This window comes from Nostoc sp. NOS(2021) (assembly GCF_017115025.1).
Taxonomy (GTDB): domain Bacteria; phylum Cyanobacteriota; class Cyanobacteriia; order Cyanobacteriales; family Nostocaceae; genus Nostoc.
Genome location: NZ_JABXKM010000306.1, coordinates 43,193 through 65,755, shown reverse-complemented (window position 1 = coordinate 65,755; position 22,563 = coordinate 43,193). Strand labels below are relative to the sequence as shown.

General features: G+C 40.4%; 22 protein-coding genes and 1 pseudogene. 6 read left to right on the top strand and 17 right to left on the bottom strand.

Annotated features, from left to right (window positions below; translation table 11 throughout):
* Nucleotides 1–328: 328 nt before the first annotated feature.
* The 8 genes from HWQ41_RS29930 to HWQ41_RS29895 all read right to left on the bottom strand — a co-directional run bounded on the left by HWQ41_RS29930 (nucleotide 329) and on the right by HWQ41_RS29895 (nucleotide 9,695).
* A complete protein-coding gene (locus HWQ41_RS29930; protein WP_292771077.1) occupies nucleotides 329–748 on the bottom strand; it encodes a DUF29 family protein in 420 nt (139 codons plus the stop codon).
* Between the two features lie 80 nt (nucleotides 749–828).
* Nucleotides 829–1,299, bottom strand: coding sequence for a DUF29 domain-containing protein (locus HWQ41_RS29925; RefSeq protein WP_292771075.1), 471 nt, complete (start codon nucleotides 1,297–1,299; stop codon nucleotides 829–831).
* Nucleotides 1,300–1,587: 288 nt separating this feature from the next.
* Nucleotides 1,588–2,238 carry a Uma2 family endonuclease gene (locus tag HWQ41_RS29920; RefSeq protein ID WP_292771073.1) on the bottom strand — a complete coding sequence of 217 codons (651 nt, stop codon included), beginning with the start codon at nucleotides 2,236–2,238 and terminating at the stop codon, nucleotides 1,588–1,590.
* A 74-nt stretch (nucleotides 2,239–2,312) separates the two neighbouring features.
* Nucleotides 2,313–2,591: a hypothetical protein gene (locus HWQ41_RS29915; RefSeq protein WP_292771071.1), complete on the bottom strand. Its 279-nt coding sequence runs from the start codon at nucleotides 2,589–2,591 to the stop codon at nucleotides 2,313–2,315.
* A gap of 824 nt (nucleotides 2,592–3,415) precedes the next feature.
* The gene (locus HWQ41_RS29910; protein WP_292771069.1) at nucleotides 3,416–4,429 is read right to left on the bottom strand and encodes an MBL fold metallo-hydrolase; all 1,014 of its coding nucleotides are present in this window, start codon (nucleotides 4,427–4,429) and stop codon (nucleotides 3,416–3,418) included.
* Nucleotides 4,413–5,114: a hypothetical protein gene (locus HWQ41_RS29905; RefSeq protein WP_292771067.1), complete on the bottom strand. Its 702-nt coding sequence runs from the start codon at nucleotides 5,112–5,114 to the stop codon at nucleotides 4,413–4,415. The genes HWQ41_RS29910 and HWQ41_RS29905 overlap by 17 nt, the downstream gene beginning before the upstream one ends.
* 5 nt (nucleotides 5,115–5,119) lie before the next feature.
* Nucleotides 5,120–7,174: an ATP-binding protein gene (locus tag HWQ41_RS29900; RefSeq protein WP_292771065.1), complete on the bottom strand. Its 2,055-nt coding sequence runs from the start codon at nucleotides 7,172–7,174 to the stop codon at nucleotides 5,120–5,122.
* A 472-nt stretch (nucleotides 7,175–7,646) separates the two neighbouring features.
* Entirely contained in the window at nucleotides 7,647–9,695 is a 2,049-nt protein-coding gene (locus tag HWQ41_RS29895; RefSeq protein WP_292771063.1) for an elongation factor G, read from the bottom strand.
* Nucleotides 9,696–9,962: 267 nt separating this feature from the next.
* On the opposite strand from HWQ41_RS29895, the gene HWQ41_RS29890 reads away from it, so the two are divergent.
* Both HWQ41_RS29890 and HWQ41_RS29885 read left to right on the top strand, forming a co-directional pair.
* On the top strand, nucleotides 9,963–10,886 hold the full coding sequence (locus HWQ41_RS29890) for a tetratricopeptide repeat protein (protein ID WP_292771061.1): 924 nt from the start codon (nucleotides 9,963–9,965) through the stop codon (nucleotides 10,884–10,886).
* Between the two features lie 89 nt (nucleotides 10,887–10,975).
* The gene (locus tag HWQ41_RS29885; RefSeq protein ID WP_292771059.1) at nucleotides 10,976–11,524 is read left to right on the top strand and encodes a phosphate-starvation-inducible PsiE family protein; all 549 of its coding nucleotides are present in this window, start codon (nucleotides 10,976–10,978) and stop codon (nucleotides 11,522–11,524) included.
* Nucleotides 11,525–11,605: 81 nt separating this feature from the next.
* Here HWQ41_RS29885 and HWQ41_RS29880 read toward each other — a convergent pair whose 3' ends face one another.
* The 3 genes from HWQ41_RS29880 to trpS all read right to left on the bottom strand — a co-directional run bounded on the left by HWQ41_RS29880 (nucleotide 11,606) and on the right by trpS (nucleotide 14,675).
* The gene (locus HWQ41_RS29880; RefSeq protein WP_292771057.1) at nucleotides 11,606–12,454 is read right to left on the bottom strand and encodes an Rpn family recombination-promoting nuclease/putative transposase; all 849 of its coding nucleotides are present in this window, start codon (nucleotides 12,452–12,454) and stop codon (nucleotides 11,606–11,608) included.
* A 222-nt stretch (nucleotides 12,455–12,676) separates the two neighbouring features.
* Nucleotides 12,677–13,606, bottom strand: coding sequence for a methylenetetrahydrofolate reductase (locus HWQ41_RS29875; RefSeq protein ID WP_292771055.1), 930 nt, complete (start codon nucleotides 13,604–13,606; stop codon nucleotides 12,677–12,679).
* 58 nt (nucleotides 13,607–13,664) lie between these two features.
* Nucleotides 13,665–14,675 (bottom strand): tryptophan--tRNA ligase, encoded by a 1,011-nt coding sequence (gene trpS / locus HWQ41_RS29870; protein WP_292771053.1) that lies wholly within the window; start codon nucleotides 14,673–14,675, stop codon nucleotides 13,665–13,667.
* Here trpS and HWQ41_RS29865 point away from each other — a divergent pair.
* A complete protein-coding gene (locus tag HWQ41_RS29865; RefSeq protein ID WP_292771051.1) occupies nucleotides 14,668–14,931 on the top strand; it encodes a hypothetical protein in 264 nt (87 codons plus the stop codon). The two genes, trpS and HWQ41_RS29865, sit on opposite strands and share 8 nt — an antisense overlap.
* Nucleotides 14,898–15,995 (top strand): acyl-CoA desaturase, encoded by a 1,098-nt coding sequence (locus HWQ41_RS29860; protein ID WP_366931727.1) that lies wholly within the window; start codon nucleotides 14,898–14,900, stop codon nucleotides 15,993–15,995. Before HWQ41_RS29865 ends, HWQ41_RS29860 begins: the two co-directional genes overlap by 34 nt.
* A gap of 207 nt (nucleotides 15,996–16,202) precedes the next feature.
* Here the strand turns inward: HWQ41_RS29860 and HWQ41_RS29855 are convergent.
* From HWQ41_RS29855 to HWQ41_RS29840, 4 genes and pseudogenes are all read right to left on the bottom strand, one after another.
* Nucleotides 16,203–16,334: pseudogene (locus tag HWQ41_RS29855) on the bottom strand (chorismate synthase); the annotation flags it as partial.
* A gap of 105 nt (nucleotides 16,335–16,439) precedes the next feature.
* Nucleotides 16,440–17,573, bottom strand: a complete 1,134-nt coding sequence (locus HWQ41_RS29850; protein ID WP_292771049.1) for a class I SAM-dependent methyltransferase — start codon at nucleotides 17,571–17,573, stop codon at nucleotides 16,440–16,442.
* Between the two features lie 319 nt (nucleotides 17,574–17,892).
* Nucleotides 17,893–18,759 carry a calcium-binding protein gene (locus HWQ41_RS29845; RefSeq protein ID WP_292771047.1) on the bottom strand — a complete coding sequence of 289 codons (867 nt, stop codon included), beginning with the start codon at nucleotides 18,757–18,759 and terminating at the stop codon, nucleotides 17,893–17,895.
* 192 nt (nucleotides 18,760–18,951) lie between these two features.
* Nucleotides 18,952–20,214, bottom strand: coding sequence for a glycosyltransferase family 4 protein (locus HWQ41_RS29840; RefSeq protein ID WP_292771045.1), 1,263 nt, complete (start codon nucleotides 20,212–20,214; stop codon nucleotides 18,952–18,954).
* Between the two features lie 151 nt (nucleotides 20,215–20,365).
* On the opposite strand from HWQ41_RS29840, the gene HWQ41_RS29835 reads away from it, so the two are divergent.
* Nucleotides 20,366–21,154, top strand: a complete 789-nt coding sequence (locus tag HWQ41_RS29835; protein WP_292771098.1) for a DUF429 domain-containing protein — start codon at nucleotides 20,366–20,368, stop codon at nucleotides 21,152–21,154.
* 37 nt (nucleotides 21,155–21,191) lie between these two features.
* Nucleotides 21,192–21,659: a DUF29 domain-containing protein gene (locus HWQ41_RS29830; protein ID WP_292771043.1), complete on the top strand. Its 468-nt coding sequence runs from the start codon at nucleotides 21,192–21,194 to the stop codon at nucleotides 21,657–21,659.
* Nucleotides 21,660–21,860: 201 nt separating this feature from the next.
* Here the strand turns inward: HWQ41_RS29830 and HWQ41_RS29825 are convergent, their stop codons facing one another.
* Both HWQ41_RS29825 and HWQ41_RS29820 read right to left on the bottom strand, forming a co-directional pair.
* Nucleotides 21,861–22,154, bottom strand: coding sequence for a hypothetical protein (locus tag HWQ41_RS29825; RefSeq protein WP_292771041.1), 294 nt, complete (start codon nucleotides 22,152–22,154; stop codon nucleotides 21,861–21,863).
* Entirely contained in the window at nucleotides 22,135–22,410 is a 276-nt protein-coding gene (locus HWQ41_RS29820) for a hypothetical protein (protein ID WP_292771039.1), read from the bottom strand. The genes HWQ41_RS29825 and HWQ41_RS29820 overlap by 20 nt, the downstream gene beginning before the upstream one ends.
* Nucleotides 22,411–22,563: the final 153 nt, after the last annotated feature.

Sequence of the window (22,563 nt, the reverse complement as noted above, 5' to 3'; positions counted from 1 at the left end):
GCCAGAGGCTGGAAATGCAAATCAAAAGCGGCTCTGCCGCTAATTCTGGAGGCTCCGCCTCCCAATGGGCATTCCCAGTCTCAGACTGGGAACGAGACAATCTCTAAAAGCTAGTTCTAGGCTGGTTTTCAGCTTAAGTTGACACATGTGAGCAATGTTCCCTACCATGTGTTGCATCCAACTATAACTGCTATATAGTTGAGAAGTATAGCCGTAGCTCATCGTATAAATCGCCTATTACAAATCTGGCGATCGCTCCTCAAGGTTGAGATTATCGCTTTCATGCCCTAGTGATAAAGCGATAATCTCAAAATGACCAAATGATCAATTAGCAAATTAGACTAAGGGCTTTACTTTTAATTTGGCCTTCTTCAATCTTTTCCTTCAGTTCATTATCTGTATATATACCTTCCAAAGCTTCTAATGCTGCTTTTTTAAGCGCTGTATCAAAGGCATCATTTAAAACTTCTTTTAATTCCTCTTCATTGGCATAGCATCCACCTGATTTTCTCCGTTTGTTAACTCTTTTAATTTCTTTGCTGGCATTATAAATAGAAAACTCCCAACAACGGGTACTGCGTTTTTCAGCCTCTTGCTTAATTAAATGCAACAACAAAATTACCGCATAGCTATAAATCTTATTTAATTTATCTTCCCTTGACATTTCTTCAAGTTCGTCTACAACTTCTAAAGCTTTCTCATATTGTTTTTCTTCAATAAGTTGACGTAACAATAATAGTTCTTCCATAATCGACTGTTTTTTCTAACTGACTAATACCTATTTTAATCCAAGCAACGTTTTATTCATGTCAGTTGACTTGAGGTTGATTATTTATCAATTGCTCTCTCAAAATCATCTGTAGTATTACACAAAAACTGATGATTCAAAATCTCTTCTATTTTATAAGGGCAATTTTCAGCAAAATTAGCTAAAGTTATTCCTGTTTCTGCTGATGCATCCCGACGAGCATTACGATAGGCTTTTATTAAAATATCCGGAAGGTATTGACGCAAACTAGGGTTTTCATCTAGTAAATCGTGTAAATCATCCCGTTGGTTAGCGATCGTTGTAAACCAACTGACAGAGCGTTTTGTAGGTTGATGCTGCCATTTTAGTAAATGCGCTAACAAAACTACTAAGCGGTTTTTCAACTCATTTTTTTCGCGAATGCCCATAGCATCCAACTCTTCTGCAAGATTCTCCCAATCTAAAGCTGCCACATTTCGATTAGCTAAAGCTGATTGCTGCTGGGTTAACCAAGCCAAAAAATCTTGCTCGTAGAGAGATGATTGAGACATGATATCTTTTCCAAGCTTACTATGCTTACTACTTGTATTCTATAAGAGCGATCGCTCAACTATATTTCACGATCGCTTCATTCGTAATTCCAGATAAAATAACTCTTTACAGCAGCCTATTAACCAACAACATATTTATCTGCCTGTAAAGTTTGAGTTACTGTTTTATCCCAGCTAAACTTTTGAGCTTGCTCTAAACTTTTGGCTATAGACTACACTCGTGAAACAGTTCCGTCCCTTGGAGAAGTTGATGCAGCTTGGGCATATGAGTTGTTAAAAGAGCAGGGATTACATTAAGTTGATTTGTTTTCTTAGCCATTGACGAAATGCTCTAAGGGTTGGACTTCTACCTAAAGTTCGGCTCTGTTCGACAAACCGGGGAATTACTTCAACAATGGGCAAGTTGGGAAAAGTAGAACTAATTTCAGAGTTAATATATTTGGCATCCTGAAGAATATTAATTTCTAGCTTGCCATCTTCATATCGCCACAGTTCAGGAACTCCTAATGCTTCGTAAGCATCTAGTTGAGTTTTGGAAGTAACATCAACTTCAATTGCTAAATCAGGTGGCGGATCAATTGTCAAGTCTATTCGCTCTTTACCAATCATCCGAGCATGATTTTGAATGTAGAAAGAATCATCAGGCTCTACACCAAAAGCCATATCTTCACGTTTGAAAGTGGTTGAGCCAAATGTTTCACAGTCAATTTCTAACTCCTCCAGCAGAATTTTTACCAAATCCCCAATGATGACTTTGGCTTTCTCATGCTTCGGTAACGGCATTCTCATCTCCAAAGTTCCGTTGCTGTAAGCCAATCGAGCGGCTCGATGATCGCCAAGTTCTTCTAAAATCGCCTCAAATTCTTGCCAGCTAACATCGTGGAGTATTACTCTATGTCCCGGCGGAACACTTAATTGTCTTAATTGAAGTGTTACCATCACTAATTACTTCAATCTACGACTGGGTTTATAAAAGCAGGTATGAAGTTATCGTAGCAGTAAATGATAAAATGTTAGCCAATCTTTAATTCTTTTTGAACGTGCTTATGAAATTCAAGCAAGCCTTGCTCGTCCCAACGTTGTTTAAATGCTTTGATACTTTTTAGTCTATATGCAGTTCCACCCATTGGAAAATGAATTTTAGGCTCGAAGAATTCGTCAGTACTTGGGGGATTATCCCAATTATCAGTTATCCAAACAACTTCAACATAGCGATAAATATTAAATTCATTTTCAGCATTTGTTTGAACATAACTAAATTGACTATCAAGTATTTTAACGATGTGAGTCACTCTACCAAGCTGTCTTAAAAGAATTAGTTCACCTTCTGTTGGCTTATTGGCGTTTTTTTCGTCTTGGTTATTTTTATTTCGCCAATTTAATTCAAAAGTATTACTTACTTTATCGTAAGCCCATCTTCCTTGTTTTGTTGGATAGAAAGGTTTGATATTTTTTGTCCAGTTTTGTAATATCCATAGTTTTTTAGATTTACCTCAATCATGTTATTTGTATTTTAATGAAGTTTATCCTATAGGTTGCATTAGTAAATATACTTAATTTTTTCTATTTACTAAGTTCTTTAATCCAGTGGAAAGAACCAACGCCGAGAGTGAGCGATCGCATCTGTGTACTTGACGCGGTGCGACAAAGTTAGGAGTACTTCAACACGACTTTGGAGTACCCAAACACGACTTTGAAGTACCCAAACACGACTTTGGAGTACCCAAACACGACTTTGAAGTACCCAAACACGACTTTGAAGTACCTAAACACGACTTTGGAGTACCTAAACACGACTTTGAAGTACCCAAACACGACTTTGAAGTACCCAAACACGACTTTGAGGTATCTGTTGCTTATACCAAATTGCCTTTGGTTGTCATTTTTAACGCTATTTAGTTATTAGCCCGAAACTTACAGCTATAAGTTTATACTGAAGACTTCGCATCAGGTGCGACGGTTGAGGGCGTGCGATTTACGAATCCTTTTATAGATTGAAAAAGATTCCCGAATTCTATAATCAGTCGGGAATCTCAGCCTTGGAGCGATGCCTACCCCCGTTGCACATAGCTTGCTTCCCCGAAGGGGTACACCAGTTAGCTTTATTTGCGCCGACCTACTTATCTGGTTTGACGATAGATAAAAACTTTCGACATATTGGGCTAGCTACTTGACTAACAATAAATTCTTTATGTAAAGCCATCTCAGCATAACTTGTTCTGCTACCATCTATTTTAAGAGTAATAGTTCCTCCACAACAGCTATTACTATTAAGCCCTCTGGCAGGAAGTTTAGTTAAATGTGTAGGCTTTGAACTAGGAAGAGCAGCAGCACATTGTTGGGATAATTGAGTGCATAAAATATGAGCATCTGGAACTGAAGAAATAATACCCTCTACTATTTCTGTGCGGGGATTATTAAAACGATTCCGATCAATTGAGAATATTATTAACTTTGGTTGGATAAAAGTGCAAAATTGCTGGGCAAATATTTTAGGATCTGCACTCCCTGGTCTTCCACCATGATGAGGAAAAATAAGTATATCAGCACTCAAACTCTTTTGATCTTGAATCAAATTATCAAAGCCTACATTATCAATATCTGCCGCTAATATAGCCACTCTGTGAGAATCGTGAACTATACCGATAACGGCTGATATTGAGTTAGAAGTTAATCGCCTTCCTTGTAAATCTGTTCCTCCAGCACCACCTAAATTTAATTCAGGTGTTGGTGCAAGGATTTCTATATTAACTGAACCAATGTTCAAACTTCCCGTTTTTGTTGTTGTCAATTCTGATGAAACGTTAGTTCTAAAGCGTTGGCGTGCGTCTTTTAAAGCAATACGTAAATCTAACCAAATTGCACTTTTCTTAATTGCATCAGGGTTTATATGTACGTTGTGAATTTTGATATCTTCATTTGAGAGTAAGTCAATGATACCTCCAATATGATCTGCATCAGAATGAGAAATGAGGATATGTAAAATTTCTTTAATAGATAGATGCTCAAGAGTTTCTGCCAAAGTACCCCCAGGTGGACAGTCAATAACCATCGCATCATTTGCATCTCTGATTAACGCACAATTTCCATGTCCAACATCTAAAATAATCAATTCAGGCAAGTCCATCATCTTCATCGGGTTCAGGTGCTAATTCAAATTTTTCAAAATATAGGTCATCAGATTTTTCTGCTCCTGTGTTTACGTGAGCAAATAAACGGATATTTGGTTTTAATAAAACTCTAATATTTTCTGGAATCAGAGAAGCTGGAAAACGAACAGCCTTATGGGGATTCCAACCTGGAACAAATGCATCTACAACAGGTTCATGAGATTCTTCATCAATATTAGTAATCCTAACTATCGTTCTACGAGGTTTTCTAGTACTCGGTATTTTACCAGAAAGTTCTAAGGTACAATCTTCTATTCCCTTAGCAATGCTTGAAGCGTCGGCTTCTTCTCGACTTAGTAGTACAGGTATTTTGTGTCTCCATTTTCTAATCGAAAAAGATGTATCCATTTCTGTATACTGAGTTATTAACAATGATGGGAATTTAAAATCGTATAGATTTGCAACTAATTCTGCTCCATAAAAGTTAGCAAATCCAGAATTACTCAATCGGTGATCACACACAGCACCTTGAGCATTTTCTCTAATAAGTGATACCAAGTCACTGACATTGTGAAAGTGTCTATTGTCTAATACAAATGTTTGATAGCCTGCTTCTTCTACTTCCCAAGCTGTTACCTCAGCTAGATTTTTATCATCATCAATTATCGCTATTTTTATATCATTGAAAACTTGTGTCATACTCATAAAACTTACTCACTAATAAGTGTTAATTCTACAATAAATTCTGCTCCACCTAATTCACCTTTTGGAATTGCATCTACCGAGCCTCCCATATCAGCTACAGAATCTCTCACAATAGTCAATCCTAAACCTGTACCATCTTGCCTAGTAGTTGTACCAGGTAGCCAAATTTCGTCTAATTTTATATTATGAATTCCTGAACCGTTATCTAAAACTTTAATTTTTAAATTACTTCCTTCAGTTTCAGTTCTGATAATTACTTGACGTTCTTCTATGCGTCCACCTTCGACATTAAAAGCATTTATAGCATTTGTTAAAAGATTTGTAATAATTGCTTCTAGCAAAGCCTCGCTTCCATAAATGCAAGGTTTAGTATCAACTTTTTCTTTGATAACTTGAATTTCACCTTCATCAAAAAAACTTTGAAAAAGTGCGACGATATCATCAAGAACACTATGGACATCTACAACACCTGCACGACGTTTTTCTCGTTTCAACAGATGCAGTGGAAAATTAGAAAAGCGTAGTAATGACTTACTTACTTGATAAAGCTTTCTAACTGGTTCTCCGAAATATTGTTCATACTTTTCTCCCAGAATTTCTTTACCCTTTTTTTCTATTCTGTTAGCTATTTTTGCAATTGAAGTCACTGGTTTAGCAGATTCATGAGCGAAAACTGCTGCGGTTGTTCCGGCTGTAGCTAGACTGCGATACAACTGAAGGTCTTCACGTAATACCTTGGTTTCACGTTCTGTTACAGTTTCGTATTGCTGAACAGCTTCTATGACTTGAGGACGAGATTCTTGAGGAACTTCTGCTTCAATAACTTCTTCAATTCTGGCTTTAGCTTCTGTAAGATCACGAGGAACTTGTTTCTTAATCCTTTGTCTTTGCGTTTCAGTGACTTTAAGCCTTTCTTTCGCCATCCATTCCAACACATCAACTGCGAAGCGTTTTAACTCTAAAAAAGCTTCATTTTCAATAAAACCAAGCCGATCAGTTTTCTGAAGTAAGATATCGTCAGGGTCATTAACAATTACTCTACCAATAACTGTTTTTGTTGAAGGACGAACCTCTGGATTTCTTGCTCGTGCATAATTTAAGTTCAACCAATCATCGTCCGAATCTCCATAGGGTTTTACCCGTAAACCTCGATGGTAGAGACGAACATTCCCTACTTGAGCAAGCCATTCTCTAACTTGTGTGAAAGAAATAGAAGTTTTTCTAGCTGAAAAAGTTTGAGGATTTAGAAAGAATACCCACAGTTCAAATTCTGTTCGAGGTGTTTTGTAAAGCTCTTGTTGAGAAATAGCATTATGTTTTGCATGAAAAATTACGTTCTTCTGCCAGTCCAGCAATCTTGCTTCAGCAATCCCAAATTCATTTATACTAGCTTGCAAATGATATTCGGCATAATCAAAGTAAGCATTGTTTACTTGTTTTTCAATTTCAGAAAATTCTGGGGCAATAAGTTTAAGGCGAAAACCTACATGATTGTCAAATGGATCTGCTAGCAGTAAAAGTTCCCTAGCTAGTCTTTGGATATCACGTTTATTAAATATCTTTTTAAGATTGCTGACGATAATATCAGTTCCATACTCTTTATCTGTGATACTTTTTTGGACATCAAAAGCAACATCTTCTAATACATCAGCTTCCTCAAAATCATCCCAATTAATCGTTAAAGAATATTCAACTCCTGGCTCATCTTTAGGTCTAGTTTTCAATAATACTTGAGAACCCATCTGTAGAGCCGCTAACCTACCTAATCCTTTATTACCTACAGGTAAGCGACCTAATTGAGTAACTTCACGGATAGCTTTTTTCGAGCGGCCTAGCACCAGCCATCCCTCGCTAATGGCATCTTTATCCATACCAACACCGTTATCTGAAATAATAATCAAGCCACCTATGGCGTTAGTTTTGATAAGTTCTACTGTGCATTCAGTAGCATCAGCATCATAAGAGTTCTTAACCAGTTCGATGATTCCTTGGTCTGGGTTTGGAATGAGTTCTTCTCCCAGCCTTTGCAGAATTTTGGGTGAAAACTTAAAATGCATCATTGTTTAGCTACAATCTCAATAATTTCTACTTGATTAATTTAATTCGCTATTATTTAGCGAAAAAGTCTAGTCTTATCTAAGGCCAATAACTCAGTAAAGATAAACAGTTGACATAGTGGAGTGAGCCATAGAGATTATTTAGCCTTGATTATCTACCTAAATTTTAAATCTTCCGCTTTAGCCTAGCAAACAAAACCTATCTTTAAGCGATCGCTAATATTCACCTCGACGCGGGGACGCGGGGTCTTCCGCTTTAGCCTAGCAAACAAGACCCAATGTTTAAGCGATCGCTAATATTCGCCTCGACGCAAGGACGCGCAGAGTTTTTTGATAAGTGATTAAGCGGACATGATATGAATCCCTGCTTATGAATCGCAAACACTACAAAAGAAGAAAAATCTGCATAAAATCAAGGACACCTCTTGTGGGTGTCCTTAAATATAAAGTCAATGGATTCCCAACAAATCCCAAACTACTTGCCGTTGCTGTTACCACCATTACCATTACTTTGAATCACACGTTCAGCAAGCTTTTCCGGCACTTCTTGAAGATGGTCATATTCCCAATGGAAAGAACCAACGCCAAGAGTGAGCGATCGCAGCTCTACAATAAAATTCTGCATCTCTGCTTGTGGCAAGTATGCAGAGACATTATCCCAGCCTTGCCAATCATTTTTACCCTCATAGCCTAAAATTTGCCCCCGTCTACCACTCACCAGTTGCAGCACCTTGGAGGTAAATTCGCTAGGTGTTGTCACCTCCACCCGCAAAATCGGTTCTAACAGCGTAGGTTCCCCTTGGGGTATCCCCGTTTGCATTGCTAATCGGGCAGCTTGCTTAAAGGCTTGTTCGGAACTGTCAACGTTGTGATACGAACCATTAGTCAGAGTTACCGCCAAATCCACTATTGGAAAGCCCAAAGGCCCATGTGTCAGAAATTCCCGCACGCCCATTTCCACGCCAGAAATGTACTGTTTAGGAATCACGCCGCCGACAATGGTTTCATTAAAATTAAAGCCTGTACCGCGTGGTAAAGGCTTGATGTCGAGAAATACATCACCAAACTGTCCGTGACCACCACTTTGATGCTTGTAGCGTCCATGAACTGAAGCCACCGTTTTGCGGATGGTTTCTTTGTAAGGCACTTGCGGCAAATGAGTTGTCATCGGCAAGTTATATTTGCGGCGCAGTCTGTCGAGGGTGACTTGCAAATGAATTTCGCCTTGACCCCACAGAATTACTTCGTGAGTATCGCCGTGTTGTTCCCAAGCAAGTGAGGAATCTTCTTCTAACAACTTGGTAATGGCACTGCTGAGTTTAACTTCATCGTTACGCTTTTCTGGTGTAATGGCGAGAGCATACACAGGTTCCAACTGTGCAGCTTTGGGTAATTTTATTGCCGACTGCTGTTCTATAGAGATTGTATCGCCTGTTTTGACTCCTTCTAAACGGCTCAATGCGACAATTTCACCAGCACTAACTTGGTTAACGAACTGCTGTTGTTGTCCCATGAGGCGGTAAATTCCACCAGTGCGAATGCCATTGAGGACAATACCATCAGTTAATTTGCCCCGCCAAACACGCACGAGAGAGAGTTTGCCACCTTGGGGAGTGTAATAAGTTTTTAATACCTGTGCTAAAGCTGTATCACCTTTGATGTTTTTTAAACGACGTTCTGCTGTGGTTTCTGGTTCGGGGGCTTCCCGTAACAAGGCTTCTAATAGAGGTCTAACACCATAATCTTGTTCTGCAATACCAAAGAAAACGGGCACTACTAAATCTGCCCCTAATTCCATTTTTAAATCTTTGAGGATTTCTTCTTGGGGTGGTTCGATGTCTTCTAAAAGTTCTTCGAGTAAATGGTCGTCAAAATTTGCTAAGGCTTCGAGCATTTCTGCCCGTGCTGTATGTTCTTCTTCTTTTAAACTTTCGGGGAAGGGAATAGGATCAGCAGGTGCGCCTGGATGATATTTATATGCCTGTTCACTCACCATATCAATAAAGCCGGTGAGTTGTTCCCCGTTCATGATGGGATATTGATGCGCTACCAAAGGACGGCTAGAAACTGCTTTCAAGGCGTGTAACGTTTCCAAAACGTGAATATTTGCCCGATCCATTTTATTTACAAAGACGAGGTGAGGAATTTCCCAATCGTCCAGGAATTTAAATAGAGGGGCAAGGGTGAGGACGCGATCGCGGATGGGTTCGCAAACTACAATTGCTGCATCGACTCCGATTAAAGCATTGTAAGTTTCTTGGGCAAATTCTACACTTCCCGGACAATCAATAAAAGTGAAGCGAAGACCGTTATACTCAGTGCTAGCGGCGCTGACTTCTACACTCATCTGGCGATCGCGCGACTCGGCAGCACAATCTCCCACTGTATTGCTGTCCTTAACACTCCCTTTGCGGGAAATTGCCCCTGTGACAAATAACAAGCTTTCTAGTAGAGTGGTTTTTCCACTTAAATAAGGCCCGACAATTGCAACATTCCGCGAACCCGATTTTACTTTTTCGTTCATAAAACCTCCCTTGCGGTAAGTCTTTCGTAACCGCATTATTCTGCTGTATATATCAGGGATAAAAAATGGTTCTCTGGAGTCAAAATTACCCCTTCTTTAATTTGTTATTATGCTCCCTTTAATCGAAAGTTAAAACAATTGTAGCCTGTCGTAAGATTTAGCTTAAGAAAAGTTAAGTATCACAAACTTTCATGCCAAATAAAAAACTTTTGTAAAAAACTTTTTATGAAGTAAATTTAACTGAAAGTGTTGCGAGTCAGAAAATCAATGGGATTATCACTCTCTAAATATCGCATAGCCGGGTTAGTAAGTTTGACTTCACTGGTTGTTAGCATTTCCTTCCCCTCTGTTTCTCTATCTCCTCCTGTCGCCTCAAAACTGGCACAATCGAATGCTAAAACTGCCCTAGACTGGTTAAACCAAGGTTTACAAGCAATTCAGGCGGGAAAGGTACAAGATGCGATCGCGGCCTTTAAAAAAGCAACTCAATTAGATCCGACATTAGCACCAGCGTACTATAATTTAGGGCTAGCATTCCGACAAACGGGAAAATTACAACCCTCTGCGGATGCATTTTATCGAGCAACACAAGCCGATCCTAAATTTGCTCCAGCTTTTGCTAATTTAGGTGGTGCGTTGTTAGAAGGCAATAATTTACAGTTAGCTAATGATTATTTACAACGAGCGTTGGAACTTGATCCCAAACTAGGATTTGCCCACTATAACTTGGGATTGGTACGAGAACAGCAACGAGATTGTGAGCGAGCGATCGCATCTTTTAAAAAAGCCATAGAATATAGCAAAAATGCACCAGAACCTCCTTACCATATAGGGATATGTTATCTCCAACAAGGTAAACTTGATCAAGCCAGAGATGCCTTTAATCAGGCAGTAAAAATTAATCCGAAGTATCCAGAAGCTTACTACAATCTCGGTTCAATTTGGTTTAACCAACATAAATCACAAGAGGCATTAGAGGCTTTTAGAAAATCAGCCGAAGCTAACTCTAACTATCCCAATGCTTATTATGGTGCAGGGTTAGTTTTTATGCAGTTAAAGCAATATGGAGATGCAGTACAAGTATTGCAATTTGCTAGAGATTTATACAATGCTCAGGCTAATGCCCAATGGGCGAAAAATGCCGAGCAATTGTTGCAACAAGCACAAAATTTAAATTACCAACCTCGCTGAGGCGCAAAAACTTAATATTGCATAACATAAAACTATTGGGTTGACTCGCTGGTGTTGTCTGAACTTGTCCAGATTGGAATAAAACGTACATGCAAAAGCGCCTGAAGAGTCGATTTTTATTTGGCGATCGCTGGCTTGATCGGCACTCAATTGTTCGCAACATGGAAGCCTTCCAAGACTTAATTGTGATTGTCTTGTGTTTGGGTTTGTTCGCCGTCATGCTGATCCAATTGTGGGAGATATTTATTACCCTCACGCAGGCACTAGACTATAAACATGTGACTGCAAAAATACTATTTGTGTTGATTTTAGTCGAGTTATTCCGACTATTAATGATCTACTTGCAAGAACATAGTATTTCTGTAGGAGTAGCAGTTGAGGTAACAATTGTATCTCTACTACGAGAAGTAGTAGTTCACGGAGCGCTGGAAATTTATTGGGTTAATACGCTGGCAATTTGTGGTTTGTTGTTTGTTCTGGGTGGACTACTCGTGGTGTGTGCTAAAACACCACACATGGATTGTATGAGCGCTAATACTAAGTTTTGCCCGATTGTGTATAGAGGAGATAGGGAACGGCAAAATGATTTGAAATTCCAGTATTCACGTCAATGTGATGAGAATCAACCCCTTGGATAAATGATAAGATGTAACCCAGATTTTAAGTGCGTAGGCCTAGCCTACGCACTAGCTGATATTAGACTCTGCTTGCGTCTAATATCAGCTAGACTGATTCTGGGCTGTTTGCTGTACTTGCGCCACTGTTAAATCGAGAGCTACCGCCACTTGTTCCACACTCAACCCCAATGCCAACAACCGGGGAATAGCTTCTAACTTAGCTTCCTGGCGACCTTCCTGGCGACCTTCCTGGCGACCTTCCTGGCGACCTTCCTGGCGACCTTCTTCTAAGCCGTCTTCTTTGATTGATTGATACATCCTTGTTTTTTTGAATTCATCGTCTATACCTAACATTTCTGCTAACTCCTCTCGGCTTAACCGGGTAAATTTGTACAACAGAATAGTCTCTATCAATTCTACAATTTGCTTGGTGGTTGTTTCATCTGGCAGTTCTTGTCTTGCTTGCAAAATCAATTCTCTACCTTTATCAACGGCTGTCTCTTCTCTTTCGATAATTAATTTAACGATCGCAACTTGAAGTGAGTTCTCCCCCGTATCTAATTCATCTAGATAAATACGTTGCACTTGTAAACTGTTTAGCAGCAGCTGATACGGTAGTTGATCGTTGGGATCTAAACTTCGTTGGGGATAGATGACAACAGCACGCCAAAAATTGACTGACTCGTTTTGACGCAAGTAAAGAAAGATTTCAGCAAAGAAGCGTCTATAAAAAGCCGAGTCTAATTGAAACTGGACTTCCACAAAGTAGAGTGGTTGATTTGTAGTTTCACTTGTGGGGATGAATACTCCATCAATCCTAAAAGCAGTTTCTTTTAGTTCGACTGAAACAAATTTGTATGCGTTGACATTGACAGTCTTATCGCCAATTATTGCAAAAAATATGCTAGGGAAAGCTTGAAATAAGCTATAAAATATTTTGTCAGTTTGCACCTGGATTTAGTCAAGCGAAAATTGGATATTGAAAGTTTATCAAAAATCGTGTAGATGCGCCTGATTCACCATTAAAAAAAGCAGATGGGAACAACCATCTGCCTTAATAAAAGATTTGTTATAGTTATAGCGTCAAAATCTCACCCCAACTCATCTCCGAACTCACGGAGAGGGGAGATAAAGCACAGCTTTATCGGGGTGAGGTTAAACGCTATATCTCCTTTACTTGGATACCAACTGATTAACTGGAGGAATCCCAGCTAAATCTAAAATTGGCGCGATCGCATCTTCCCGTTTCACCGCCATCATGTGGACACCTTGACATAATTGCCGTGCTATTTGCACTTGCTCGGCGGCAATTTTTATCCCTTCTTCAAAAGGGTCTTTGGCTTTTGCCAATCTATCAATAATATGTTGGGGAATATTTACACCCGGAACACATCTATTAATAAACTGGGCATTTTTTGCCGACTTCAACAGAAAAATTCCTGCCAAAATCGGTTTTTTATAGCCAGCAGCAATTGTGTCCATAAACTTTTCTAGCCGCTCAAAATCGGTAATTAACTGACTTTGAAAAAACTGCGCTCCGGCTTCGATTTTGCGTTCAAATCGACTTTGCAAACCCGACCAACTCTGACATTGCGGATCTACTGCTGCACCCACAAATAAATCTAACGCTCCATCAGTCAAAGGTTTCTCGTTGCTATCAACGCCTTGATTCATCTTCCGAATCAGTTGCAGCAGTCGTACAGCTTCTAGGTCAAACACTGCTTTGGCATCTGGATGATCGCCTGCTTTTACTGAGTCGCCAGTCAAAGCTAAAATATTATGTATGCCCAAAGCATGAGCGCCCATCAAATCAGCTTGTAAACCAATGCGATTGCGATCGCGGCAAGCAATTTGACAAATCGGCTCTATACCGTTTTGTGACAAAATCACCGATGCGATTAACGAAGACATGCCTAACACGGCGCGGCTACCATCAGTAACATTGACGGCATGAACCCTCCCCTTAAGAGTCGCCGCCATTTGAATCATGTGCGCTGGATTTCCCCCTTTCGGGGGTGCTACCTCGGCGGTAACTAGAAATTCACCTGCTTGTACAGCTCTGCGAAAGTCATTTAAGGCTGTGGGGCTGTGGGTGTGATGCATAACATTAAGGTTTTCAATTTCTTAAATGGTATAACAAATCACACCTAAAGGTGAAAACTTATAGAGGAAGAGAGTAGCCTAAAGCAGCTTTGACTTGTGATAAAGTTTGATTTGCGATCGCCCTAGCTTTTTCCCCTCCATCCCGCAACACAGACTCCAAATAGCCTTTATCGGCCGTTATCACCTGATATTTTTCTTGAATTGGTTTCAGGGACTCAATTATCGTGTCCGTCAATAATGGCTTAAATTGCCCCCAACCCATATCCTGACACTCAACTACTACATCTTCCTTCCTTTTACCAGAAAGCAATGTATACAGCGTTAACAAATTATTACACTCTGGACGCGCTGGATCATCAAAAGTCAGCCCACGAATCGGATCGGTTTTACAACGCTTAATCTTGTATTGAATCTGTTCTGGTGAATCTAGCAAACTGATCCGGCTTAACTCTGAAGGATCGGACTTCGACATTTTGCGTGTACCGTCCGCCAAACTCATCACCCTTGCCCCTTCCTTGCGAATCAAAGGGTCTGGTAACTTCAGAACTGGCTGATCTAGTTTACCAAATTGGTGATTCAACCGAGCTGCAATATCCCGTGTCAATTCCAAGTGTTGCTTTTGGTCTTCACCCACTGGCACTTTATCCGCTTGGTAAAGCAAAATATCAGCCGCCATTAGCACAGGGTAATCTAATAAGCCTGCACTCACATTTTCTCCCTGTTTCACAGCCTTTTCCTTAAACTGGATCATATCTTGCAGCCAGTTTAGAGGTGTAATGCAGTTGAGCAACCAGGTGAGTTCACTGTGCGCCGAAACGTGGGATTGTACAAAGATGGTGGAGTGGTTTAAATCAAGACCACAAGCTAGATACAGAGCAACAAGAGTGTAGGTATCAGCTGCTAACTGTGTGGGGTCGTGTGGCACTGTAATTGCGTGCAAATCAGCCACAAAAAGGTAATTTTCGTATTCGCTCTGACCTTCTACCCAGTTGCGAATGGCTCCCAAGTAGTTACCTAGATGGTAATTGCCGGTTGGTTGAACTCCAGAAAGAACACGTTGCTTGCCCATAAATTCCAACTTAGTTATCTCAAATCTGCGCTATGTAAAGTGGCGATGTCTGGCGACAAGTCGCTTGCGCCTACGCAAAACTCATTTAATTTTGACATTTTCCAGGTCAACTGGCCGTTGCGGGATGAGAGATTTTAACTCAACTCGGATTGCTATAGAAACTCTTCACGAAGGAAAACGACAACTTAGTGTGTTAACGACAGCTTGTAGCGACTGTCTTGAATGTCAAGTGCGATCGCAAAAGAAAAAGCTGTAAATCAAAAGTCGAATTGGCATTTTAAGTCGATACAATCGCATAGCGAATTGTGCCAAGATGTCCTTGTGGCGTTAACACTGGCAACAGTGGGCATTCTGCTGACTGCGGCGAGGATGTGGTGTATTTCTATTTTGAAGCTTAAGGACGTTAGAAGACTAATGAAGCAGTACTCTCAACTCACAATTATTTCTTACATACTAGGTCCTACTTTGATCGTGGTGAGTCATTTAGGATCACTACTCATTATTGTTACTGGCTTATCGTGGGGTGCTGCCTTGTGGGCCGTGTTCTTATATATAATACGAATGCTTGCAACTACCGGCATTTACCATAGGCTACTCACCCACAAGAGCTACCAGGCTTCAAGCTCAGTTCTATGGGTTGGAAGCATCGTGGCTGCTTCAGCCGGGCAGATGGGGCCAAGTTGGTGGAAAGCTCACCACGTAGCCCATCATCAATGCTCAGACCAGGAAAAAGATCCTCATTCCCCCTATATGCCTTTTAAGGGAATCAAAGGATTCTGGTGGTCTCAAGCTGGATGGCTATTCTCTCCAGAGTTTTTTCCCTCGAAGCTTCCCACCGATGTTGAGAGTAATCTGGTTTTGAAGATTGTTGACCGTTTGCACTTCATTCCCACCGTTGCTCTTGGTGCTATCTCCTACTACATCGGTGGAGTTGAATATCTCGGCGCTTTTTTCCTCAGCACGACTGTCCTCTTCCACGGTGTCGCCACCGTCAACTCACTCAGCCATATACTGGGCGAGCAACCGTTCACAACCAACGACCACAGTCGGAACCATTGGCTCGTCGCGTTTCTGACTCTGGGTGAAGGCTGGCATAATCTTCATCATGCATTCCAGTCGTCAGCCCGACATGGCATAACCGTGCGAGAGGGACAGGTTGCTTATCTTCCAGACCCAACATTTTGGTTCATCAAAATCCTTGAGTTCCTGAAGCTAGCATCAAAGATTAGAGTGCCTTCTGAAACAGAACTTCTCGCTCGCGCCAAAAACCGAAACTGTCAGAACTCATTGTTCAAGGCGGAAGCGGAGATATCCGTCTAATATTCTGGTTGACAGATTGGTCAGGAGAAAAGTCTGTTCCTTGTCGTTTCAGTCAAGAATCCAAGGATTTAGCAAAATGGAGATGTTTTTGTGAAGAAGGCTTCTTCAGCCAATTAAATAGGGACGGGCAAGATGTCCATCCCTCAACACAAGTGCGATCTTTAAAGCATGGGCATTGCGTTGGAGCGCTTTGCAGCATTCGAGCTATCAGCCCAGTACTCCACACTGACCTTGATGCCGCAACAAATGATCGCAAAGCACCAGCGCCACCATCGCTTTCACCATCGGCACCGCTTTGCACAAGACACAGGGGTGATGCCGTCCTTTCGCTGCCAACATTGCTGAAAGATTTAGTTCAGGTCGAGGTGTCAAACTAAGTAAGGAGGAATGTAATTGACACTATGCCGTTCAACCCCTAGCTGGGGAAACTCTAGCTTTGTCCGGTTAAGCATGAACCATTAAAAATTGACCATTACCGTTATATTCTCCATCACAACAAGCAAAATTGTGAATAAACCATATCAAATAAAACCTCCATATCCGGCGAAACTTGGCATAGTCCATGCCATAGTTTAATGTTTTTATTGTTGCCTGGTTGTCGTCAAAATTTTGTAACCAGTTAGCTAGTGTTTTAGAGTAATTAGAGCCATTGAGATACCATTTTTGAATTGTTTTGAGGTCTTGGTTATGACTGGGAACTGCATCGTAATTCCAATACCGACCGTGTGGAAAAATATATTTGTGGGTGTAAACGCTAGACATATTGTTAGGGATGCGGACTGTGATGATGTGAATTAAAACTTTGCCATCATCCTTCAGAAACGAAGCTAATTTTTTAAACGCCCCCGTTAAGTTACCAACATGACAAAAAACACCAATCGAGAGGATTTTATCAAACTTTGTCTCGAAAGTTGCATTATTCAAATCACCTTCATATAGGGTAAACCGATCTGAACTGAGATAACTCTCAGGATCTTGCATTTTTTGGCGGATATATTCACATTGCTCATGGCTCAAATTAAGACCCGTAAACTTGACATTGGGGAACTTAGAAAGAATATAATTAGGAACACATCCCCACCCGCACCCAAAGTCTAAGATATTGTCTCCGTCCTTGATGTCTAACTTTTCAATCACATCATCAATCATGTGCATCTGGGATTGCTCAAGGTTTAATGCTCCTTTTTCCCACAATCCCATACTGTACTTAGGATAAATGAGTTTCCCATCCCATAACATAGTATTCAGCATGGCTTGAGGCAAGTCATACTGAATTTTCATTAGTTCCCGTGATCCTTCGGCGAGATAGTCAGTTTCTTTTAATACCCATTCATACGGTGCCAGGAGGGATGGGAAATACTGAAAGAAAATTGGCATACAGGTATCAAAAAGCGCTCCTAGTACTGAATCAGGAACTTCTAATCCGTTGATATAAGCTTCTGCCACTGCCATTTGGACTGTGTTGACTACCTCAACCGCCCCACGAGTTGCTTGGTATGCTAATGGACTCTTGATATTTATATCTCCGACAATAGGGATATACTTCTCTATTTCTTGCAGCAGGGTACCAGCAGTCATAGTCTATACTCCTAACAAGCATTAAAATAACCTAGCGTACTATAAGGATTGGATTTTTTTAGTTTTTTAACACTAAAATGTAATAAATATTAACATACATTTAGGAATATTGTTGAAGATACAACACGAGATTGAGCCGAGATATGATATAATTGGCGAAATATTTATTAATGGTGGCAGATACACCCTAGCCGAGCAGTTGGGTTTGCCTAGTGGCAGTTGGTAGCGATCGCCTTCCAGAAACCGCATTTATTGTATGATTACTTAGTAGCACTGATGGGTTAATCTTGTTCACAAAAACCAAACTTTTAAATTGGATTTACCCTTCTGCCAAACCTACTTGTCCTCCAATTAGCCCCAGAAATCCTGTTCCAAAGTGCTGAATCTCCAAAAAACTTGCTTGCTCCGGTGAGGTTTTATAAATTCGGAATGTCTTCATAATTCCCAAAGTAGCAGCACTTTCTAGAGGCCCAACAAAGCTAATATCTCGGTCGAGAAAATAAGTTTGATTAGCCCAATGAGCCATTTGATTTGCATTTAAAAAGTAGCAGCCTGCGTGAGGATTGAGAGCGCGATAAAAGGTAATTGGTGTATTCATAATTGTACCCTTGAGTTCCTGTTGCTCCTGCACATTTTGAAAAGGAGCAGTTACTCGTAAAGCCAAATCCCCATCAATGTAAGCTTTGTGAACCAAACCGTAGGGGGAGACTTCATAACGATGTGGCTGGAGCAAGTTTAAGTCACCAGCTTGTTGGGTAAACCAGTTTAATTTTATAAAAAACCAAGGGTCATGAATAATCAGATCATCTTCAAGAAAGCAGTAGTAATCATACTGACCGAGACAACTTTGCAGAACAGCTTGGCACTCAAACCCCAAAAGCAGAGGTTCTACATTAGTAGAATGATGCCTATATAAATGGGATGGTAAGGGAAGCTGATTCAGAAGATGATTATCTTTGGTTGTACAAATAACAATATCTAGTTCGTGCGACTGCGGCTGGTTAGCAGGTAAAGCTAGTCGTTGAGCAATGTTGATGATACTTTGAGATTTACCAAATAATTGGTGTAAAGCGGTAAGGCTTTTAGTTAACGCCTGCAAGCGGGGTTGCGGGTCTTTGCATTGGGAAGCATGACGACCCTCACTGCTAGGTTTGAAAAAATGGGCAATGGTAAAAATAATTCGCATTTTAAATATCGCTTTTATATAGCAGGGAACTCTTAATAGGGAACTCTTAACAGGGTTGAAAGTCTCTTGGTGTCAGTGTTTTCTGATTAGCTAATGTCAATGGCTACCTGGCAACTGCTATATTTCTCTGTCATTAGTCATTTGTCCTTTGTTGGTTGTAACTAATGACCAATGACTAATGACTAATGTCATCTAATTTCTGCCAAATCCTTTAGAATTTGGGCGCTTTTTCAAGCTATTAGAAGTTTTACCAGCGAACATCCATTGCAAATGCTGTGGTAACAGTTTCGCTAAATCATAACGCTTCAGAATTGTCTCTCGCGCATTCGCACGAATTGCGTTCATCTCTTGAGGATTATTCAGCGCCTCTTCAACCCTATTAGCAATATTCTGGGGAGAAAAGAAATCTACCAGCAGTCCATTCACCCCATCCTGTATGACTTCCAATACTGGCGCAGTCTTAGAAGCTACTAGTAAACATCCTGCTGCCATTACTTCTAACATTGACCAGGATAAAACAAAAGGACGGGTTAAATAAATATGAGCAGAAGAAGCTTGCAAAACTTGAAGATACTCATTGTAAGGAAGCCTATCTGTAAAGTGCAGCCTCGATAAATCCAAAGAAGATAATTTTTCCAACATTAATTGTTTATAAGTCTGACCATCGGGGAGATTTTTACCATAAGCCACCCGATCTTCGCCCACAACTACTACATGGCACTTCGGTCGTCGCTGCTGAAGTAGCGCCACCGTTTCCATAAACTGTGGAAAACCTCTATAAGGTTCCATCCCCCGTCCCACATAAGTTACCAACTCTTCGACATGGGAGAGATCAAGATTTATTCTTGGTAAAACTAACTTTGCGCCTGGTTTGGGGACAAAATATTTGGTATCAATGCCATCATGAAGTACAGTGAGTTTGCTATGATATTCTTTGGGAAACTGCTGCCGTTGCCAATTCGTCGGAGAAAGACCGCGATCGCAACTATATAAATCAGTCAAAATCGGCGCATTTTTCACGCGGATGCGGCATTGATCATCAGCATTCAGTGGTTCATTGGGATCAAAATCTGCATCCGAACCGTGAGCATGGTAAAACCACTCGAAATAACACAATAATTCGGCTTTGGGGAAAACATCTTTCATAAATAAAGTCGGCCCCCAACCAGAATGACCATAAACTATATCTGGAACGAAACCCTCGGCTTTTAATTTTTCTGCCACGCGATACACAGCCTGCGCGGTGAGAACAGCATTTTCCAGGCTGCGAACATAGTGGTGGGTTTGGGGAGCCGCTTCACGAGAAGGAGTGTAAATAGCTTTATAAACGCCAGGTATTTCCCCTTCACGACGATTTGTCCCAAAGACGACTTTGTAATTAGCATCTCTACCTAAAACTGTCGCTAGGTTGCGAAATTGCGAGGGAAAATTGGGATGTAAAAATAAAATCTGCATTGGAATAATCTTGATTAACTTATTGCCAGATAAAATAAATTAAGACAAGCTTTTTAAGATTATAAGATTATTTACCCTAATTTTTTGCAAGTAAATTTAGGTAAATGGTTGCCCGAAAATGCGAAAATAATCGCAAATTCGTGTTATGACCATGAAATTTATTGGCATTGATTTAGGCTGGAAATCCCAGCCAAGTGGACTATGCTGCTTAGAATGGATAGATGGACAACTGCAACTACTTGATTTAGATCGCAGAGAAGCCATTGCAGACATCCTCACTTGGCTCGATCAGAGCGTCAAACCAGATGAACCAGCCATTATTGCCGTAGATGCACCTACCCTCATACCCAACGCCACTGGGAGTCGCCTTGCCGACAAACTCAGCCACAAGTACTTTGGCAAATATCATGCGGGATGCTACCCAGCTAATCAAAACCTACCCTTCGCCGATCGCACCATCAACTTTGGCTTAGAATTAGAATCACGCGGCTTTGCACACGCACCCACCATCGAACCGCAAAAACTTGGCAGATATCAAATAGAAGTCTTTCCCCACCCAGCAATCGTTAACCTATTCAACTTAGAACGCATCCTCAAATACAAAAAAGGACGCCTCAGCGATCGCCGCCTAGAACTAATCAAACTCCAAAATTACCTTCTCGATATCCTCCCCTCCTTCTCTCCTCCTCTGCGTTCTCTGCGCCTCTGCGGTAGCCGACGGCAAGCCGCTGGTGCGTCTACGTTTCCTCTTGAAATCCCCACCACAGGCGCAGCCCTCAAAGCAACCGAAGATAAACTAGATAGCCTAATTTGTGCTTACGTTGGTGCATACTGGTGGTATTGGGGAGAACAACGTAACCTCGTATTAGGCGATGTCTACGACGGGCTACGCCTACGCACCACTGGCTACATTATCATTCCCCAAAGAATATTACCCTAAAATTGTAATATCCTAAGATTTAAGTCAAGGAGGTTTTATGCAAAGAGTTAATTCTAACTTGAGTTTAAAAGAGCTTTATGAAATTGATGATCATCTCTGGTTAGAGGAAACAATCAAGCTATTAAAAGCTAACCATTTAGAAGAATTAGATTTAGAAAATTTAATTGAGGAGCTAGAAAATTTGGGTCGTAGAGACAAAGCCAAGGTTGCTAGTTTATTAGAACAAATTATTAGACATTTTTTATTGCTGCAATATTGGACAGAAGAATATCAATATAATTCTGGACATTGGAAAGCAGAAATTAGAAGTTTTAGGAATCAATTAAAACGTAATTTAACAACGAATTTATATCAATATTTAGAAAATGAATTAGCATCAATTTATGATGATGCTTTAGGATATGTAGTTGAGAAAACGCAGGGCAAGCTAGATAACTTACCTCAATATTGTACTTATACCTTAGAACAGCTATTAGATATTAATTATCTACCTGAAAAGGTGTAACATAAAAGGGGTTGCTAAACTTAAATCAGCAATGCCTAGTCTTAGGTTTCAGGAATTTTGATGTTAAACATAATACTTCTCAAACAATTTCCCTCAGTGCTTGATTTTCCTGCCCCAAACATGAAGTTTACAGAGTGAAATTAGAAGAATTTGGGTTACTGCACGCACAAGAAGCGATGCCTACGGCGGCAAGCTACGCAATCAAATTTCTGATTTAATCTGGTTCCTGTCCAGATAGTGTTCATCAAGAGCGCGTCTTAGGATCATTTTAATCACAGCTTGACGGCTAATATTGAGTTCGGTTGCGATTTCGTCGAGTTCGTTGAGCATCAGACTAGGAATTTCAAGGTTTGTTGTGACTATATCCTGTCCTCTTCGTGAGGTCATTTGACGAGGCGTTCCGACTCTGGTTGTCGTGGAGTCAAAATAACGATCAACAACTTCCTCTCCTGCCTCAATTTTCTCCTCAAGTTCTTTAATAGAAATATTGTTCATAGATTTCTCTCTCCCGTCTCGTACTTTTCCAATAAGTAATTAACCAAATATATTCCCCTTCATCATCATAATGAACTTCGTAAATTACCGATAGAAGGGTGTTTTGCAGATATCCAATAGCAATAAATTGTTCTGGATCATCTCGTTTTATTCGTTCTACATAATCACCTGCCAAAATAGTAGCGACCTCTTCCAAGGAATATCCTCTATTTTGCTTAAGAAGCTGACTTTTGTGATTATCCCAGTCAAATCGCATTTCCCTTATATAGCAACGGACAAGAAGGTTAGGACATTAACTGATGATAAAACCTATATACAAACAGACTTTCAACCCAGTCCCCAGTCCCCTGCTATAATTCCTCATAATTCTAGCAATAATTATTTTCGGGGCATGACTGCATCGCAAAAT